We start from the raw sequence: 14575 nt of genomic DNA on the forward strand, positions 1-14575 counted from the left end.
TAGAACATTTCCCCCATTCATATTTAATTATACATTATTAATTTCCAAAATCAATAAATTTTTAACAAATTCCTCCGGTGCAAAATTACCAATTTTTTCCTAGGAAAGTTCCAATTTTCCGGTATAAAGCTGATAATAGGTTCCTTTTTGCTGAATCAGGTCATCGTGATCACCACGTTCGATGATCCGACCGTGATCCAGGACGATAATTGCGTTACTGTTTCGAATTGTGGACAGTCTGTGTGCGATAACAAATACGGTACGCCCCTTCATCAGATTGTCCATACCTTTCTGTACGATACTCTCAGTACGGGTATCAATACTTGATGTTGCCTCGTCCAGAATCAGTACCGGTGGATCGGCAACAGCGGCTCTTGCAATAGACAGAAGCTGTCTTTGTCCCTGGGACAATTCCTCGCCGTCACCGCTTAGTAATGTATCGTAACCATTTGGCAGCATCTGGATGAACTGGTCCGCGTGAGCAAGTTTTGCAGCATTGTAGATTTCTTCGTCAGTGGCATTCAGTTTACCGTAACGGATATTGTCTTTGATCGTTCCGGTGAACAAATGTGTATCCTGAAGAACGATTCCGAGGGAACGGCGCAAGTCATCTTTTCTGATTTTTGTAATGTCGATGCCGTCATAAAGGATCTCACCGCTTTGAATGTCGTAGAAACGATTGATCAGGTTGGTGATCGTTGTCTTGCCGGCGCCCGTAGATCCTACGAATGCCAGCTTCTGGCCAGGTTTGGCAAAGAGGCTGATATCATGAAGAATAATTTTGTCTTCATCGTATCCAAATGTCACATCTTTGAATCTTACATCTCCGGTCAGTTCAGTATAAGTCACAGCACCATTTTCGTCAGCAGGCTTTTTCCATGCCCACATACCGGTACGTTCTGTGCATTCAGTAATCGTTCCATTCTCATCTTTTTTTGCATTGACCAGTGTGACAGAACCGGTATCCTGTTCAGGTTCTTCGTCAATGAGCTTAAAGATACGTTCTGCTCCAGCAAGTGCCATGACGATGGAATTGAACTGCTGTGCAACCTGCATGAATGGCTGGGTAAAGCTCTTTGTAAACTGCAGGTAAGAAGCGATGACACCGATGGTAATACCGCCCACACCAGTAACTGAAAGCAGTCCGCCGAGAACTGCAGTCAGTACGAACTGGAGGTTTCCGATGTTTCCGATGACCGGTCCCATCATATTTGCATATTTGTTTGCATTTGCAGCGCACTCGAACAATGCGTCATTTAGTTCGTCGAACTCTTTTTCTGAAATTTCTTCGTGATTGAAGACTTTGATGACACGCTGCCCGTTCATACGCTCTTCAATAAATCCAGTCACATCTGCCAGCGCCATCTGCTGACGGATGAAATATTTTCCACTGTTTGCGCCGATAGCCTTTGTTGCAGAGATCAGAACCCCGATGATGAGTACTGCAAGAACGGTAAGAAGCGGGCTTAGCACGAGCATGGAGATAAATGTTACGACGATAGTGAAAAATGACATCAGTGCCTGTGGGATAGCTTGGCTGATCATCTGTCTTAATGTATCAGTATCGTTCGTGTAAAGGCTCATGATAGATCCGTTCGTGTTCTGGTCAAAGTAGCGGATTGGCAGTGTCTGCATGTGCTCAAACATATCGTCGCGCACTTTTTTTAACACGCCCTGTCCAATGTATACCATCATTCTTGTATAGGTAAATGTTGCAATCACACCTACGAGGAAAATGCATCCCAAAACGGTCAGTGCCCGATAAAGCTCTGTATAATTCGGAGATTTTTGCCCAATTAGTGGAATAATATAATCATCAAGCAAATATTTTAAGGACAGAGATACAGAAATGGATGCAACAGCACTTAAAAGGATGCAGATGAATACCATGATAAAACGGTACTTGTACAGGTCCATAATATATTTGAGGAGACGTTTTCCAGTAGCAATATTTTCAGCACTTAGCCTTTTACCTGGTTTTTTTGTTGTCTTATTCATGGTCGTCACCTCCTTTTACTTGTGATTCATATACTTCTCTATAAATTTCATTTGTCTTTAATAATTCTTCAGATGTTCCAATTCCCATGATCTGACCGCCATCCAGAACAATGATTTGGTCAGCATCTTCGATAGAAGAAACGCGCTGTGCGATAATAATTTTGGTCGTGTTCGGGATTTCCTCGCGGAATGCTTTCCGGATCAGAGCATCCGTCTTTGTGTCTACTGCGCTGGTCGAATCGTCCAGAATCAGGATCTTTGGCTTTTTCAGTAGTGCTCTGGCAATACACAGACGCTGCTTCTGACCACCGGATACATTGTTACCTCCCTGGACGATTTTTGTATTGTAACCGTTCGGGAACTCCTGAACGAATCCGTCAGCCTGCGCAAGCTTACATACACGTTTGACTTCTTCATCGCTTGCAGTTGCATCACCCCAGCGGATGTTTTCATAAATGGTTCCAGAGAACAGTACATTTTTCTGAAGAACCATGGATACCTGGTCGCGCAGGGATTCCAGGCTGTAATCACGAACATCAATGTCGCCGACTTTGACACATCCTTTTGTGACATCGTAAAGTCTTGGAATGAGCTGAACAAGGGAAGATTTTGCACTTCCGGTTCCGCCGATGATACCGATAGTCTGTCCGGATTCAATATGAAGATTAACGTTTTTCAGAGATAAATTTCCGCCTTCACCTGCGTAGCTGAAGTCTACATGATCGAATACAATGTCTCCGTTTGGAACTTCTGTCACTGCATCAGGCTGATCTTGCATTTCCGGAATTTCATTCATGACTTCAGTGATACGGTCAGAAGATGCTTCTGCGATCATGATCATAACGAATACAAATGTAACCATCATCAGAGATCCGATAATCTGTAGTGCGTAAACGATGACACTTGTAAGTTCGCCTGTCTCCATAGTGCCGGCAATGATGCTCTTGCCTCCAATCAGAACCATGATCAGAACGACTGAGTACATGGTAAACTGCATGACCGGTGAGTTCCAGGCAACAATTTTCTCAGCCTTTGTGAAAAGGTTGTATACATATTTGGAAATGTCGTGGAACTTGTCAATTTCATAATCCTCGCGGACGAATGCTTTCACTACACGGGAAGCATTCACATTTTCTTGGACTGAGTTGTTCAGTACATCGTATTCATCGAATACTTTGATAAAATGTGGGTGAGCTTTTTTGGCAATGTAGATCAGTGTTCCTCCAAGAAGCGGGATTACAATCAGGAATAAGAGTGAAATTGTCTTATTGAGGAGCAGTGTCATGATCCATGATAAGATAATCATAAATGGAGCTCTTGCAAGAAGACGAATACTCATCATGTATGCCATCTGGATATTTGTGATATCTGTTGTCATACGTGTAACCAGTCCTGAAGTAGAAAAATGGTCAATGTTTTTGAAAGAGAAATCCTGTACCTTATAAAAGATGTCGTGGCGCAGGTTTCTGGCGTATCCGGCACCTGCGATTGCTGCCATGTTACCAGCCTGAACACCAAAGAACAGGGCAAGCATAGCCATGACTACTAGAATTAGACCGCGCTGTAAAATGTAGGACATATCTCCATTTGCGATTCCTACATCGATGATTTTTGCCATCTCGAGTGGAATCAGAACTTCCATCAGCACTTCGAGAATAACGAGAAGCGGAGCAAGAATAGACTGCTTTTTATATTCCCGTACTGATCTTAACAGTGTTTTATTCATATTATGCCTCCTTTTTATTGTCAGTACAATTACATTTTGAAGCTGCAAGATTATCAAGCATTTGACAGAGAACTTCCTGGCAAACATGGAGCTTGTCATCAGGAATACCGGCGGACAGAGCGGCCTCACACTTTTTGATATGTTCTATAATATGTGGACGCAAAGCCTCAGCTTTTTCTGTCGGAACCAGTTGCTTCAGTCTTGCATCGCTTTTAACACTGGTTCGTGTAATATAGCCCTTTTGCTCAATCAGTTTAATAATACCGGTGACAGTAGACCGCCGGATCTGGAATGCTTCTTCAATATCCCGCTGGAATATTGGTTTGTGAGCAGATTCCAACAAGATAAATTTTAAAAGCTGTTGCTGGACAGGTGTCAGATCACTATTTTCTAAAATAGTATAGCAGTCATTTTGACATTTCATCTTATGAGAAAGAATGTGGATCAGACGTCCCAGTTCCAGAGGATTATTTTGGTTGTTTGTATCTTGCATAATACACCTCAATTCGTAATTGTTAGCTTCCTAACTTTTAACATTATATGGACAATATAATAGAATGTCAAGAGAAAAACTAAGAGGATAATTAAGAAAAAATTGCAGAGTAAACTGCAGACAAAAATTAAGAAAAAATTACAGAAGAGCAGTATGATAAAATAACTTCGTTGTGCAGTGATAAATTCTTGTAAAATAATAAAAGGTGGTTGAAATGTCAGGGGGATAATACTATAATGTGTGAGGGAGTGATCAGGAACTCCTACAATGATTCATTTTCAGGCAGAAATCAAAATGGAGCCTGGAATGGATGATTAGCAAAATTTCTAAGAAAAAAGGCAGGTGAACAGAATGGACAGTTGCGATAGTCATGGGCGAACTAAGAACATAGGATCAGATATGAGTAACAGTCTGTTCTGTTTTTTCTAAATAGAATTTATCAATTCATTTCTTATCCTATTTTCCAATGAGCGAACATATGCATAAAAATGCAGCTATCTGATCTGTGAAAAACAGATGCAAGAAGGATAAAGATTTTAATGTCAACAGCTAAAGTGTCTCTTGATGTTTTAATTTTTGTGCTTCTTGCGGAAATGAGAAAACAGGATAAGGAGGTTTCCCAAGATGGAAAACAAAACACAGGATTATCAGTCAGAAATCTTGGCTATCATCAGAGGTAATACTTCACCGGGAGTTATGCGTAACAAACTGGAGGATTATCATGAAAATGATTTGGCAGATGTATTTTCCGAGCTGACAGCAGCAGAGAGACGGAAAGTCTGCAGAATTCTGAATCTGGATATGCTTTCAGATATTTTTGAGTATATTGATGAGAAGCAGGCAGCAGAGTATCTGGATGAGATGGATGTGCGTAAGGCAGCGGGTATTCTTTCAGGAATGGAGACAGATGCCGTTGTAGATGTTCTCCGTATGACACCGAAGGAGAAAAAAGTACTTTTGATCGAGCTGATGGATGATGAGGCGAGAAAAGATATGGCAATCATTGCTTCATTTGACGAGGAAGAAATCGGAAGTAAGATGACAACTAACTGCATCATGATCCGTGAGAATCTGACTGTAAAGCAGGCAATGAGCAGCTTAATCGGTCAGGCAGCAAAGAACGATAACATTTCTACTATATTTATGGTGACAGAAGATTCTACATTTTACGGAGCATTAGATTTGAAAGATTTGATTATTGCAAGACAGGATGCATGTCTGGAAGATCTGATTGTGACATCATACCCATATGTATATGGAAATGAACTGATAGATGATTGTATTGAAAAGCTGAAAGATTATTCCGAGAATTCCATTCCAGTACTGGATAATGATAACAAATTGCTTGGAGTTATCACATCTCAGAGCATCGTAGAATTGGTCGATGACGAGATGGGAGAGGACTACGCAATGTTTGCCGGTCTGACAGCGGAGGAAGATTTGAAAGAGCCTCTGCGTGAGAGTCTGAAAAAGAGACTTCCGTGGCTGCTGGTATTGTTAGGACTTGGCATGGTCGTTTCATCAGTAGTTGGTGTATTTGAGACAGTTGTAAGTCAGCTTACGATTATTATGTGTTTCCAGTCACTGATCCTGGATATGGCAGGAAATGTGGGAACACAGTCACTGGCCGTAACAATTCGTGTTCTGATGGACGAGTCCCTGACCGGAAAACAGAAGGCAGAATTAGTATGGAAGGAAATGACAATCGGATTTTCGAACGGTCTGATTCTGGGAACATTGTCATTTATTGTAATCGGACTTTATATTGCACTCTTTAAAGGAAAGACTTTTATGTTCGCTTATGCAGTTTCAGGCTGCATCGGAATAGCACTTGTAGTTGCAATGGTCATCTCCGGGGCAGTCGGAACATGTATTCCGCTGTTCTTTAAGAAAATTAATGTTGATCCGGCAGTAGCATCCGGACCATTGATCACGACCATCAATGACCTGGTAGCAGTTGTGACTTACTATGGACTGAGCTGGATTTTCCTTATTGAGATGTTGCATCTTGCGGGGTAAGGAAATATAATGGAACCCGCTGGACACCAATTTTTTACTATGTAGATTTTAGAACATTTTACTGCATCGCCTATTGACATAAAAATCCAAAAACTCGCAGAGCTCAAACAGTTGGATTTTTATGTCGCTAGACTTGTAAAATATCCTAAAATGCTACAATTAGTACAAAATTGGTATCCGGCGGGTTTTATATTTTCTTACTCCGCAAGGCGGTGGTAAGAGAGAGTAATTTAACTGAAAAGGAGGCACTTATGATAAAAGCAGTTATTTTTGATATGTATGAGACCTTGATCACACAGTATGGCGGACCGGTATATTTCCGGGCGCAGATGGCAGCAGATGCCGGCATAGATTCGATGTTATTTGATGCACTTTGGATTCCGAGTGAGAATGACCGGACCATTGGAAAGCAGACATTGGAAGAGACAATTGAGCAGATATTGAGACAGACTGGAAAATACAGCGAGGAGACATTCCAGACTATTATTTCCGGAAGAAAGGCAGCAAAAGCAGACTGTTTTTGTCATCTTCACCCGGAAATTATTCCGATGCTTCAGGCATTAAAAGAAAAAAAGATTAAAATCGGACTGATTAGTAACTGTTATTCTGAGGAAGCGGTATTGATCCGGGAAAGCCAGTTATTTCCATATTTTGATGAGACATGTCTGTCTTATGAACTGGGAATGAAAAAGCCGGATCCGGGAATATTTCTAAAGTGTATGGAAGGGCTTGGCGTGAGAGCCGGAGAATGTTTGTACATCGGAGACGGCGGGAGCCATGAACTGGAGGCTGCAGATATTATGGGAATGACTGCGCTTCAGGCACGGTGGTATATCAAAGAGGTGCCGGAACTGGATATCCGAAAAGAGAAGTTTAATCAGCTAGAGACACCGATGGCGGTGTTGGAAAAGATATAAAAAAATCGTTTATTTTTAGACAATAATATATCTTAAAAATATATAAAAGTATTGCATGAAAAGCATAGAATTGATACAATAAATGTAAGGTGCTGTCAGCACTGGTGTGTCTGGCGGTTTATTTTTTACAGGGAGTCTATAGCTCTGATTACATAGATGATTCGGACGATGAACTAATATGGAAAGGAGAACATACTTATGCTAACAATGGCTGATTTGATTGCAGTACTTAGTCTCTGCTTAACTTCATTTGGTCTTGGATATGCAATTGGATGTAACAATAAGACCATAAAAAAATAACCGCCCCTTAGCCTGACAAACTAACGCGGTTATTTTTTATTAACAAATGATCAGGTAAATCGCCATTGGCAGTACCTTTTATATAAGTATATTAGCATTGTTTTTTGTGTGTGTCAAATATATGTTGTGTGAAAAGGACGAAGTAGTATGAAGATTAATAATCAATATCAGGAAGCGGAAGCGATTTACCCGGTTACAGGATTATATATTGATCCGGAAGGAAGTGCTGTGGAAAAGTCAGAGATGCTTTTATCAGAGCATCGTATGGACGTGTATATTAACGATGTGCTGACGATGAAATTAGTGTGTACACCGAAGGATTTGCCGGGGCTGGTACTGGGACGAATGGTCAGCGAAGGCATGATTCATTCATCAGAGGAAGTGGAATACCTTTATATCTGTGAGCATGGGACCAGGGCGAGAGTACAGCTTGGTTCAGAACATTGTGGATTGGTTAATGATAATCTGAGCGCAGAGGTTATGGATACGCCGACTTGTTGTACGGATAATAAGACCATATATAGTGGATTTGCAGTGGAAAAAGAATTGCAGCATCTGGAGCCGGTAAAGGTGAGTCTGGAACTTATGTATGCATTCGACGAAGCCTTTCATCAGGATATGCCATTGCATGAGGCGACATGGTCAACACACAGTTGCTTTCTTGCATATAAGGGAAAGATTGTGTATTCCTGTGAGGATATCGGACGTCACAATGCACTGGACAAAGCGATTGGCTATGCACTTATGCATGATTATGATTTTCATGAATGTGCAGTCTTTACGACCGGACGTCTCCCAATCGATATGATCACGAAGGTAATCCGGGCAGGAATTCCGCTTGTGGCAAGCAAAAAGACTCCGACGGCAGAAGCTGTAAAACTGGCACAGGAATATGGCCTGACGATGATCGGAAGAGCGAAGAATCACAAGATGATGCAATATACGCTGTATCAAAGATAATGAAACAAGATAATGAAATGAGGCAGTTTGTACTTGACAATATATTTGTAGAAAGAGTATACTGTCCATAAATTCACACGTATAAGAAAAAGAGCAATGGAGCACATAATGGTGCAACATTGCTCTTTTGTGTTACCGAGACTTTTTAAATTTAACTTAGAAAAAATATGGAGGAAATAGCTTGTTGTGTGAGAGAAGAGGAGGGCGATTGATATGGAGCAGTTAAACACAATAATTACAAAAATTGATGATTTTGTCTGGGGACCGGTGATGTTAATCCTGCTTGTCGGAACAGGAATATTTCTTACAATCCGGACTAGATTTCTGACATGGAGAAATCTTGGATATGCACTGAAAAGTACTCTCAGTAAAGAGGCACGCACAAAGAGCAGAGGAGAAGGAGATGTCTCACCGTTTTCAGCACTTACGACAGCTCTTGCAGCAACGATTGGAACCGGAAATATCGTCGGAGTTGCGACTGCCATGGTTTCAGGAGGACCAGGTGCACTTGTGTGGATGTGGATTTCCGCGGCGTTTGGTTTAACTTCCAAGTTCAGTGAATGTATGCTGGCAATCAAGTACCGTGAAGTGAATGAAAAGGGAGAGATGAGCGGCGGTCCAATGTATACGATGAAAAAAGGTATAAAGAATAAGACATTAGGTGCTACACTTGCATGGTTATTTGCACTCTTTGCAGTGATTGCTTCATTTGGTATTGGAAATATGACACAGGGAAACTCCATTTCAGGTGCACTGCATGCAACATTTCATATCCCGACATGGATCACTGGAATTGTGATCACAGTGCTGGCTTTACTGATCATTGTTGGTGGTATTAAGTCAATCTCAAAAGTATCTTCTGTTGTTGTTCCGGTCATGGCGATCTTTTATGTCATTTGCGGATTAATCGTGATTGTAGGAAATATTGCGAATCTGCCATCGGGTATTGTTATGATATTTAAAATGGCTTTTTCTGTTGAAGCTGTTGGCGGCGGACTTTGCGGCTCAATTGTAGCTTCTATGATGAATGCTATGAGATACGGAGTTGCCAGAGGTGTATTTTCAAATGAAGCTGGAATGGGTTCAGCAGCTATTACAGCAGCGGCAGCAACAACAGATAATCCGGTACGACAGGGATATATTAATATGACAGGAACTTTCTGGGATACAATTGTTGTATGTACCATTACCGGACTTGCAATCGCTTCCTCAGGCGTACTTGGAATGACAGATTCTGCAGGAGACTATCTGACAGGTTCAGATATAACAATTGCTGCATTTAAGACAGTTCTTGGGACTTCTGGCGGCTGGCTTGTAACAATCGGGATTACATTATTTGCATTTTCCACAATCCTCGGATGGGAATATCATGGAGAAAAAGCATTTGAATATTTACTTGGAACACACAAATATAACATGTTTTACAGAGTGCTCTTTTCTCTGGTTGTATATCTTGGCTGCACACAGACACTTAATCTTGTATGGAGTTTTTCGGATATAGCAAATGCGCTCATGGCAATCCCGAACCTGATCTGCATGCTTATACTTAGTAAAGAAGTAGCACAGGACATCAAAGCATTCCAGCCAGAGATAGACAACAGACATACAGAAAAACGTTCCGAACAAAACACGTATGTGCAAGATGTAAAATAAAAATATGAGAAAAATATAAAAGACTTATCGCAAAATAAAACAGAAAAAGTCCTGTCCTATGACGATAGAATTTTACCCGTGTCATAGGACAGGACTTTTTCTATTATAGTTGTAAAAGAGCTTTTTGTTTTGCCAATTTTTCCATTTTACAAAAACAATTCTAACAGGAACACTACCACGCATGCGCATACGGACACTTGCAGCAGGCTTTTCCCAAACCATGCAAGTGCTGCGGCAACGATCAGAGCTGCCCATGCAGACCAGACACTTCCGGTCGCGGACAGGATTGCCGGGAAGGTCATCACTGCCAGTGTGACGTATGGTACATAGTATAGAAATGACCGAATCGTTTTATTTTTAATTTCTTTTCGGATCAAGGTCAGAGGCAGCATACGGATCAGATAAGATACTCCGGCCATGACCAGGATATAGATATAAATATTATGACTCATGACTTGCCTCCTTCTCATTGTTATTTAATACACTAGATTCAGTGCTTTTTTCATCTTCCACATCTTCATTGACTGGGAACAGGATTGCAGCACCTCCGGCAATAAGAATCGTAAGCAGAATCGTTCTTGTTCCGGTAGAAAGTGTGTGGATGACTGGAAGTTTTGTAAATGCAAAGCTTGCTCCCATGGAAATCAAGACAACTCCTGCAAGAATCTTATTTTTTCTTGCAGGCGGGATAATGATTGCCAGGAACATGCCGTAAAGACCGACACTTAATGCACTGACAATATTAGCCGGAAGAATGGATCCCATCAAAGTTCCAAAAAGTGTTCCGAAAGCCCAGCCGGGAAGTGCTACAGTATATGCACCAAAAGAATAGTATGGATTCAATTTGCCCGGTACGGCCACGGAGATTCCAAATAACTCATCAGTGACATCATAACTTAGAAGTAGACGCTGGATCATCGGTGTGTCTGGTGGAAGTTTCTGACTTAATGCACAGGACATCAGAAGATAACGGGCATTTGTGATCAATATCAGAATCGCGACCTCCAGATAGCCGCCACCTGCGGCAATCAGTGTAAATCCGGCAAATTCACCGGCCGATGCATTATTAGTAAAACTTACGAGAAATGCCTGAAAGGGTGTGAACCCGGCATTTTTCGCAGCAATACCAAGGGTAAATGAAACCGCAAGATAGCCAAGGGCAATGGGAATTGCGTCCCGCATACCCTTGGCAAACCAAGACTTATTAGTACCTCTCATTTGTGACCTCTTTTCCTATCTCATAAATTCATTGATTACATGTAACACACCGTCTTCATCGTTGGATTTTGTGATGTAATCCGCAGATTCTTTCACCAGTGGCTGAGCATTTGCCATGGCAACTCCAAGTCCGGCAATCTCAATCATAGCCAGATCATTGTATCCATCCCCGCAACAGATCATGGCATCGGTAGAAAGTCCGATGCTGGTGAGCAGCTTTGTAAGGGAGTGAGCTTTGTCAATACCCTGGGGCATAATTTCGAGAAAGAACGGATCTGAGCAGTAAATAGACAGATAAGAGTGAAATTGTTTTTCAGCTTCAGCTTTTACTTCCTGAATCAGTTCCGGTTCTCCGGTAATCAGAAATTTATTGTTATTATTTTTAGTGACGTAAGAGACGAAATCGTCCACTTTTGTAATCGGCATATGATTGATGAAAGATTCTTTTTCGCTGTATTCATTCGTATCTCCACCTGAAATCAGCTCGGTATCGGTGTAGGCAAGAATGTCAATCCCCGGATATTTTTTCACGATTTCAAGAAGCGGAGCCGCAACATCATTTGGAAGATATTTGCTGTAAATGATCTCACCGGATCGGCAGTCTGTGATACGACCACCGTTGTAGGAGAGAATATAACTTCCATAGTCTCCAAGGTGAAGTTCCTCTGCCAGAGGAAGGACGCCCTGAGAAGGACGTCCACTGGCTAATACAACTTTTTTCCCGTTTTTCTGAATGTCGATCAGAGCATCTCTGGTCGATGGTGTGATCTCTTTTCTGGAATTGGTCAGTGTCCCATCCAGATCCAGTGCCAGAAGCTGGTAGTTCATAGTTTTATACTCCTAAAATTTTTGTAATTCATCTACGATTTCAGGGAACTGCATACCATGTGAAGCTTTCACAAGGATATTGTCACCTGATTGAATCAGATGTTTCATCTCTGCAAGAAAGTCTGCTTTTGCAGGGAACCATTTTGCCTCGCAACCATGTTCAGAAGCTCCGGCTACAAGCTCTTTGGAAAGCTCGCCAATTCCGCATACAAGGTCGATGCCTATATCACCTGCATGTGCACCGGTTTCGTAGTGGAGTTCTTTTCCGGTCTCGCCCAGTTCGCCCATGTCGCCAAGAACAGCGACTTTTCGTCCGATTGCCATATTCAGAACATCTAAGGAAGCCTGCATGGAAACTGGATTTGCATTATAGCAGTCATCTAAGATGATGATTTTATCTGTCTGAATGATATTATTTCTTCCGGGGATTGAAGGCAGTCCTTCAATTCCGGCTTTGATTTCTGCTGGTGTAAGTCCAAGTTGATAGCCGACAGCAGTTCCGGCAAGAGCGTTTTGTACCATGTGAGCACCAGGAAGTGGAACGATGCAGTCAAAGCTTTCGCCGGACGGAAGATGAATCGTACAGGAAGAACCGCGAAGTCCAAGTGGTTCTACGGCTGTTGCATAGAACTGGCAGTTCTTTCCAAGACCGAAAAATTCAGGATCTACGCCTTTGACCGGTCCCATATCACGGAGCAGATCATCGTCTCCGTTCAGAAGAATAGAACCACCGGTCTTCATATCCTGGATCATCTGAGATTTTTCCTGAAGAATCCCTTCTCTTGTCTTGAAAAATTCCAGATGTGCGATACCGATATTCGTGATCACACAGATATCCGGGCTTGCTACGCTGGAAAGACGACGCATCTCACCAAAGTGGTTGACACCCATTTCCAGAACAGCGACCTGATGCTTTTCATTCATTTCAAAAATTGTAATTGGAAGCCCCCATTCATTGTTGAAGTTTCCAAGTGTTTTATGTACACAGTATTTCTGAGACAGTACAGAAGCAATCATTTCCTTTGTGCTTGTCTTTCCGACACTTCCTGTGATTCCGACAACCTTAATATCGAAAGAATCACGATAAAGCTTTGCAGTATCAAGAAGTGCCTGGCCAGTAGACTCTACCAGGATATATGGAAAATTTGTCTCGCCAAGATCTTCATGGGAAATCACGCACATTGCGCCTTTTTCAATGGTATCCGGAATGAATTTGTGAGCGTTGACGCGTTCACCGTCAATGGCAATGAACAGATAGTCTTTTTCAACTTTCCGGCTGTCAATTGTAACACCGGCAACTTCTTTGTCCAAAAGATTTTCAGGCCCCCGGTACTCTCCGTGGCAGGCCTTAGTAATATTTCTTAAAGTAAGGTTTTTCATGATGGATTTCCTCTTATCTGTAACGCGCATTCATAGATTCTTCAATGATGCGTTCGCATAATTCGTTGTACTCGATGCCTGCGGCTTTTGCGGCCTTCGGAAGCAGACTTGCGGCAGTCATTCCTGGAAGTGCATTCATTTCCAGACTGTAGAATTCGCCGTCTTCGTCATCAATGATAAAGTCAGCACGTGCATACACATCCATACGGAGTGCGGCAAATGCTTCTTCTCCGGCACGCATCATGCGCTGCTGAGTTTCTTCATCAATAGATACCGGTGGACAGATTTCCTGTGCTCCGCCAGCCTGATATTTATTCTCATAGTTGAAGACACCATCTTTCGGAATGATCTCAACTAATGGGAGTGCTTTTCCGGCAATGACAGCGCTGGCAAACTCACGGCCTTTGATGTAAGGCTCAATGACCAGTTCTTCATCTGGGTTCTTTTCAAATGATTCACGAACTGCATTGTTATATTCTTCTTCTGTATGACAGATGTAAACTCCGATACTGGAACCATTTTCACATGGTTTTACGACCAGTGGGAGATAATATCCAAGTTCGGATAAAGGAAGATCCTTTGTCTCTTTTGTCAGATGTGTTCCACGAGGAGTCGGTACACCACTCATTTTATAAATCTGTTTTGTTACTAGTTTGTTCATAGACAGGGCACAGCCAAAAGAGTTGCAGCCTGTATATTTGATTCCAAGAAGATCAAAAGCAGCCTGAAGCTTACCATTTTCTCCGACAGAGCCGTGCAGAGCGACAAATGTAATGTCTGCCATACGGCACAGTTCAATGACATTTGGTCCAAACATGCAGTCGGACTGATCCGGGCGAGATTTCTTAAGGGCTTCAAGGTCAGGTTCTTTTGTGCTGATATTTTTTGCAATCTCAAGACCTGCGCCCGGAAGGGTAAATACATCTTCCAGATTCGCAGGCGCATTTTCAAGACCGAAGTACAGGTCAAGAAGATAAGCCTGGTGTCCGTTTTCCAACAGTGTTTTGCAGATGCCGGCACCGGAAGTCAGTGAGACGTCACGCTCCGGACTTAAGCCGCCTGCTAATACTATAATTTTCATAA

Annotated in this window: 12 protein-coding genes; 4 read left to right on the plus strand and 8 right to left on the minus strand. The window is 42.1% G+C overall.

Annotated elements, in window-relative coordinates:
• Window positions 1–99: 99 nt before the first annotated feature.
• Genes LI149_RS02730 through LI149_RS02740 form a run of 3 tightly spaced genes read right to left on the minus strand, consistent with a single transcriptional unit; the run spans window position 100 to window position 4217 of the window.
• Window positions 100–1998, minus strand: coding sequence for an ABC transporter ATP-binding protein (locus tag LI149_RS02730; RefSeq protein WP_173785941.1), 1899 nt, complete (start codon window positions 1996–1998; stop codon window positions 100–102).
• Window positions 1991–3724: an ABC transporter ATP-binding protein gene (locus LI149_RS02735; RefSeq protein ID WP_173785940.1), complete on the minus strand. Its 1734-nt coding sequence runs from the start codon at window positions 3722–3724 to the stop codon at window positions 1991–1993. Before LI149_RS02735 ends, LI149_RS02730 begins: the two co-directional genes overlap by 8 nt.
• Window position 3725: 1 nt before the next feature.
• Window positions 3726–4217: a MarR family winged helix-turn-helix transcriptional regulator gene (locus tag LI149_RS02740; RefSeq protein WP_173785939.1), complete on the minus strand. Its 492-nt coding sequence runs from the start codon at window positions 4215–4217 to the stop codon at window positions 3726–3728.
• 624 nt (window positions 4218–4841) lie between these two features.
• Here LI149_RS02740 and mgtE point away from each other — a divergent pair.
• The 4 genes from mgtE to LI149_RS02760 all read left to right on the plus strand — a co-directional run bounded on the left by mgtE (window position 4842) and on the right by LI149_RS02760 (window position 10066).
• Entirely contained in the window at window positions 4842–6236 is a 1395-nt protein-coding gene (mgtE, locus tag LI149_RS02745) for a magnesium transporter (protein WP_005333234.1), read from the plus strand.
• Between the two features lie 251 nt (window positions 6237–6487).
• Window positions 6488–7153 (plus strand): HAD family hydrolase, encoded by a 666-nt coding sequence (locus LI149_RS02750; RefSeq protein ID WP_173785938.1) that lies wholly within the window; start codon window positions 6488–6490, stop codon window positions 7151–7153.
• 447 nt (window positions 7154–7600) lie between these two features.
• Window positions 7601–8413, plus strand: a complete 813-nt coding sequence (fdhD, locus tag LI149_RS02755) for a formate dehydrogenase accessory sulfurtransferase FdhD (protein ID WP_005339548.1) — start codon at window positions 7601–7603, stop codon at window positions 8411–8413.
• Between the two features lie 213 nt (window positions 8414–8626).
• Complete coding sequence (locus tag LI149_RS02760) at window positions 8627–10066, plus strand: sodium:alanine symporter family protein (protein ID WP_227142940.1); 1440 nt, start codon at window positions 8627–8629, stop codon at window positions 10064–10066.
• A gap of 146 nt (window positions 10067–10212) precedes the next feature.
• Here LI149_RS02760 and LI149_RS02765 read toward each other — a convergent pair whose 3' ends face one another.
• From LI149_RS02765 to LI149_RS02785, 5 genes are read right to left on the minus strand one after another with little or no spacing between them, the layout of a single operon-like run.
• Window positions 10213–10518 (minus strand): AzlD domain-containing protein, encoded by a 306-nt coding sequence (locus tag LI149_RS02765; RefSeq protein WP_117494965.1) that lies wholly within the window; start codon window positions 10516–10518, stop codon window positions 10213–10215.
• On the minus strand, window positions 10508–11284 hold the full coding sequence (locus LI149_RS02770) for an AzlC family ABC transporter permease (protein WP_227078299.1): 777 nt from the start codon (window positions 11282–11284) through the stop codon (window positions 10508–10510). The genes LI149_RS02765 and LI149_RS02770 overlap by 11 nt, the downstream gene beginning before the upstream one ends.
• Before the next feature lie 15 nt (window positions 11285–11299).
• Entirely contained in the window at window positions 11300–12112 is an 813-nt protein-coding gene (locus LI149_RS02775; RefSeq protein ID WP_227142941.1) for a Cof-type HAD-IIB family hydrolase, read from the minus strand.
• A gap of 12 nt (window positions 12113–12124) precedes the next feature.
• Window positions 12125–13492 carry a UDP-N-acetylmuramoyl-tripeptide--D-alanyl-D-alanine ligase gene (gene murF, locus LI149_RS02780; RefSeq protein ID WP_227142942.1) on the minus strand — a complete coding sequence of 456 codons (1368 nt, stop codon included), beginning with the start codon at window positions 13490–13492 and terminating at the stop codon, window positions 12125–12127.
• Window positions 13493–13505: 13 nt separating this feature from the next.
• Window positions 13506–14573 (minus strand): D-alanine--D-alanine ligase, encoded by a 1068-nt coding sequence (locus tag LI149_RS02785; RefSeq protein ID WP_005339563.1) that lies wholly within the window; start codon window positions 14571–14573, stop codon window positions 13506–13508.
• Window positions 14574–14575 lie beyond the last annotated feature (2 nt).

Source organism: Dorea sp. 210702-DFI.3.17, assembly GCF_020560825.1.
In the GTDB taxonomy this organism is placed as follows: Bacteria; Bacillota; Clostridia; order Lachnospirales; family Lachnospiraceae; genus Dorea; species Dorea formicigenerans.

What these genes read in the sequence shown, in the direction of transcription:
- LI149_RS02765 (WP_117494965.1), bottom strand. Translation starts at nt 10,518, where the DNA reads ATGAGTCATAATATTTATATCTATATCCTGGTCATGGCCGGAGTATCT.
- LI149_RS02760 (WP_227142940.1), top strand. Translation starts at nt 8,627, where the DNA reads ATGGAGCAGTTAAACACAATAATTACAAAAATTGATGATTTTGTCTGG.
- LI149_RS02770 (WP_227078299.1), bottom strand. Translation starts at nt 11,284, where the DNA reads ATGAGAGGTACTAATAAGTCTTGGTTTGCCAAGGGTATGCGGGACGCA.
- LI149_RS02730 (WP_173785941.1), bottom strand. Translation starts at nt 1,998, where the DNA reads ATGAATAAGACAACAAAAAAACCAGGTAAAAGGCTAAGTGCTGAAAAT.
- murF (WP_227142942.1), bottom strand. Translation starts at nt 13,492, where the DNA reads ATGAAAAACCTTACTTTAAGAAATATTACTAAGGCCTGCCACGGAGAG.
- mgtE (WP_005333234.1), top strand. Translation starts at nt 4,842, where the DNA reads ATGGAAAACAAAACACAGGATTATCAGTCAGAAATCTTGGCTATCATC.
- LI149_RS02740 (WP_173785939.1), bottom strand. Translation starts at nt 4,217, where the DNA reads ATGCAAGATACAAACAACCAAAATAATCCTCTGGAACTGGGACGTCTG.
- LI149_RS02785 (WP_005339563.1), bottom strand. Translation starts at nt 14,573, where the DNA reads ATGAAAATTATAGTATTAGCAGGCGGCTTAAGTCCGGAGCGTGACGTC.
- LI149_RS02775 (WP_227142941.1), bottom strand. Translation starts at nt 12,112, where the DNA reads ATGAACTACCAGCTTCTGGCACTGGATCTGGATGGGACACTGACCAAT.
- LI149_RS02735 (WP_173785940.1), bottom strand. Translation starts at nt 3,724, where the DNA reads ATGAATAAAACACTGTTAAGATCAGTACGGGAATATAAAAAGCAGTCT.
- LI149_RS02750 (WP_173785938.1), top strand. Translation starts at nt 6,488, where the DNA reads ATGATAAAAGCAGTTATTTTTGATATGTATGAGACCTTGATCACACAG.
- fdhD (WP_005339548.1), top strand. Translation starts at nt 7,601, where the DNA reads ATGAAGATTAATAATCAATATCAGGAAGCGGAAGCGATTTACCCGGTT.